This is a genomic window from Levilactobacillus paucivorans, assembly GCF_001437125.1.
Taxonomy (GTDB): domain Bacteria; phylum Bacillota; class Bacilli; order Lactobacillales; family Lactobacillaceae; genus Levilactobacillus; species Levilactobacillus paucivorans.
Map to the genome: position 1 here is coordinate 1 of NZ_JQCA01000162.1, position 1,863 is coordinate 1,863.

Below are 1,863 nucleotides of genomic sequence, written 5' to 3' on the forward strand. Positions count from 1 at the left end.
TCTATACAATTCAGAAATCTTTTATGCATTTACACAAGATATTTTACGCTCTCGGTTTCTGGTGACCGTGTCCAACTGGATTATCAGCTGACTTATCGGAATGGTCGTCAGATCTGGTCGAGTATTACGACCCTTCTGAATTTACCAGAGAAGATCGATTTTGATAAAGTCGAGATTCGGTATTTTGGTAAGGAAAAGGAATGGACCCAGATGATCGATGCCACTGCCATCAAGAACGGTCAGTTAAAGGCCATCTTTGATTGGGAAATGGATGAGAACACCCCTGCCGCAACCGTACAGTTGCGAGGAAAGGTGGCGGCCGTCAATCGGACGACTCGAGTAGCGAGTCGCACCAGTATGGTGACGTCGAATGCCTTTGTTGGTTCGGCGCAGACCCCTGAATTCAGTATCAATCCAAACGTCGACTTGGATCTTGACGTGACGAGTTCCCATGACGTGACGATAGAACCACATACGGATACGGCGATTTCTGGTAAAGTGGCCGTGAGCACGAGTGCGACCACGCAACCCATTGTGAAGGTCCGGGCCATGCTGAATCGACAGTTGTTGACGACGTTGACGCCGGACAAGGATGGCGGCTTTAACTTTGCAATCGCGGCGGATCAGTTGCGGGCAGGAGATAACGTGCTGAAAGTGACGGCGACCACCGCAAAGGGCGAGTCGTCCAATACGGTGGTTGTTAAAATCAAGGTACAGGGTGTCTTGAAGTTTGATTTCATTTCCCCCCGAGAACAGTTCCAGGCCAGTCGGCTCACGGGTCGTGACCAGGTGGTCCAACGAAGCGGCGATTGGCAGGTTGTGGTACAGGATACTCGAGGGAATGACTCGCAGTGGACACTAATGGTTCACGCGGACCGTTTCCGATCGCGGACTGGGATGCCCTTAATGGGGGGCCCAATCTATGTTCATGACGACGGTCGAACCACAGATATTCACGAGCGGCCGACCCCGGTCGTACGGCATACGACGAGTGAGGCGGACAAGGAAGGTAAGTACGCCGTCCACAAGGATTGGACCAAGAAGACCGGTGTGTTGTTACAGGTCGAAGCTGAATCAGCAATCGGCAGCTACGGTGGCAGGATTACCTGGACGCTGGCGGATACACCGGGATAAAGTGTTGTGACCCAAGGCGATTAGGTCCTGAACATTAACGTCACTAGGTGCCTGTTTGGCAAAGCCAAACGGGTGACTAGTGGGGTTAAGCGCAGGGACCTGCCTTGGGGCGCACGTTTCCGAGGCTACCAGTACCAGGATTGAACGGCGAGAGCCGATCTTTCAAAGCATTAGTGTCGATCAGTGCCGGTTTGGCGTAGCCGAACGGGTGCTGATCGGGGCTAAGCGGAGGGGTCAGCCCGAGCGAACACGTTTCCGAGGTTGTCAGTATCAGGATCAACTGGCGGGAGCCGATCCCATGAAGCATTACTCCGGATCAGCGATTAGTGGGGTTAAGCGCAGGGACCTGCCTTGGGGCGCACGTTTCCGAGGCCGCCAGTACCAGGATCAATTGGCGAGAGTCGATCCCATGAAGCATTACCCCGGATCAGTGCTACCTTGTTCCAGTCAAGGTGGTACTGATCTGGGGTAATGTGGAAGGCGTCTCTACCCAAGTGATCCCCGAAACACCCAGAAAGGAATGCGGCTAGTCATAGTCGTAGCTAAACATCCTACCAACAGACGGTTTCTTCGCAATATGCCGCGGAGTTGCCGGGATCCGATAGCTGAAGTGGCGTCGAGACGAGAGTCTTGGCGCCATTTTTTTTGCAAAAAAATAGGGCCACCGCTCAATTCGGGTCTAGAATTTTTGGTGTTGGAAAGTATTTCCATTCCAAAAGTACTAGGCCC

At 52.9% G+C, this 1,863-nt stretch carries 2 protein-coding genes; both read left to right on the forward strand.

Annotation, left to right across the window (positions count from 1 at the left end; translation table 11 throughout):
• Positions 1-1,134: WxL domain-containing protein (locus IV54_RS10090; RefSeq protein ID WP_237756716.1), on the forward strand; the 1,134-nt coding region annotated here is incomplete at its 5' end.
• A 79-nt stretch (positions 1,135-1,213) separates the two neighbouring features.
• Positions 1,214-1,606, forward strand: coding sequence for a hypothetical protein (locus IV54_RS11805; protein WP_157054403.1), 393 nt, complete (start codon positions 1,214-1,216; stop codon positions 1,604-1,606).
• Positions 1,607-1,863: the final 257 nt, after the last annotated feature.